The sequence below is a fragment of the Bradyrhizobium sp. genome (genome assembly GCF_049581145.1).
Taxonomy (GTDB): Bacteria; Pseudomonadota; Alphaproteobacteria; order Rhizobiales; family Xanthobacteraceae; genus Bradyrhizobium.
Map to the genome: position 1 here is coordinate 1 of NZ_JBAURI010001297.1, position 1,949 is coordinate 1,949.

Here is a 1,949-nt window from a genome sequence, read left to right on the forward strand (position 1 = left end):
ACAATATCCAGTTGTGCCGGGACGCCATCGTTTTTTTCACTGCGTTGGCCGGGGCCAAGGGACTCTCGGGACATTCCGGCGGTCCGTATGACACGGTCCCCGAAGTCATGATCATTCGTGCCTTCATCGCGAATGGCGCGCCCATCGTGCCGGTTTTCTACGATGAAGCGGGGCACCGTGTCGCCACGCAATATCTTCTGAGTGTGTTGAACGGCGCGATGCCGGCCGAGCGGCTGCTGCACTACCGCGAATATAACAGCGGACTGCCGGGGCATCCGGAGAAGGGGCTGACGCCGGGTGTCGAGTTCAGTTCGGGTCGCCTCGGACATCTGTGGGCATTCTGCAACGGCGTTGCCATGGCAAATCCAGGCAGGGCGGTGGTCCTGCTCGGGTCCGACGGCAGCCAGATGGAAGGCGATGACGCCGAAGCTGCGCGCCTCGCGGTGGGCAAAGCGCTCAACATCAAGGTGCTCATCGATGACAACAACGTGACCATCGCCGGGCATCCGCAGGAATACATGGCCGGCTACGATCTGACGCGGACGTTTTCGGGTTATGGACTGACAACCGAGACGACCATGGGCGAGGATCTGGACGCCCTGTACGTCGACTTGTGCCGTGTCTTCAACAATCAGCTGCCGCACGCACTCATTATCAAGCGTCCGATGGCTCCTGGTATCAGCGGCGCCGAGGGCAACCCACACGCGCACGATGCACTTAAGACCGAAGTAGCCGTCGCTTACCTGGAAAAGCGCGGTGGCTACGATCAGGCCGTCGCGCTGCTCAAGGCAGCCAAGCCCGAGAAAAGCCCACTGACGTATCGCGGCTCCTCCGGCGTCGGCAAGAACCGCGACGATTTCGGCAAGCTGATCAACGAAATGCTCGATGGCATGGACGAGGCCCAGCGCATGGCGAGCGTGCGCGTGTTCGACAACGACCTCGAGGGCTCCTGCGGATTGCATTACATCCGCAAGAAGTACCCGCAAGTGTTCGTGCGCGGCGGCATCATGGAGCGCGGCAACTTCTCCGCTGCGGCGGGCTTTGGCTCTTCACACGGCAAGCAGGGCATATATGCCACGTTCAGCGCGTTCCTCGAGATGTGCATCAGCGAAATCACCATGGCGCGCCTCAACTTCTCCAACGTGCTGGCGCACTTCAGCCACAGTGGCGTCGATGACATGGCGGACAACACCTGTCACTTCGGCATCAATAGCATGTTCGCGGACGGTGGCGTGAAGCCCGGTCATGGCGAGGACATGACGCGCCTGTACTTCCCGGCGGACCAGTTCCAGTTCGCGGCTTGTGTGAAGCGCATCTTCAACGATCCGGGTCTGCGCTTCCTGTTCAGCACGCGGGCGCCGGTGCCCGACCTTCTCGGCGAAGACGGCAAGCCTTTCTATCAGGGCAAGGTCTTCGAGCCTGGCAAGGACGATCTGCTACGCAAGCCGAAGGAAAATGGGGGTTACGTCGTCACTTACGGGGAGTCTGTGTACCGCGCGCTCGATGCCGTGATCGGTCTCAAGGAGAAGGGTGTCGATGCGGGCCTCGTCAACAAGTCGACGCTCAACGTAGTGGACGAATCGATGATGCGAACCCTCGCCAAGGCACCCTGGGTGCTGGTGGTCGAGGGCTGGAACGTGAAGACGGGACTCGGCAGCCGCTTCGGCGACTATTTGCTCAAGGCCGGCTTCAAGGGTCAGTACAACCACCTCGGTACGCACATCGAAGGAAGCGGCGGCCTGTGGCAGCAAATGGGCTATCAGGGTCTGGACCCGGCGGGGATCAGCGCGGCGATCAGCAAGCTGAGCGCGGCGGGCTAACTACAAAGTCGAAGGCAAGAAGCGCGCCCCACCTCGGTGATCGCTCGCAAAGCTCACGCCGGCTACGCTGGGGTAGGCGGTTGTGCGCCTGCAGTAATCGCGCCCTCATGTGAGGCGATTGGTCCCTCT

Annotated in this window: 1 protein-coding gene; it reads left to right on the top strand. The window is 61.5% G+C overall.

Translation table 11 applies throughout. The features are described 5' to 3' along the window. The coding region (locus WCB02_RS41485; RefSeq protein ID WP_423968695.1) for a transketolase C-terminal domain-containing protein at positions 1–1,820 on the top strand (1,820 nt) is incomplete at its 5' end. Positions 1,821–1,949 lie beyond the last annotated feature (129 nt).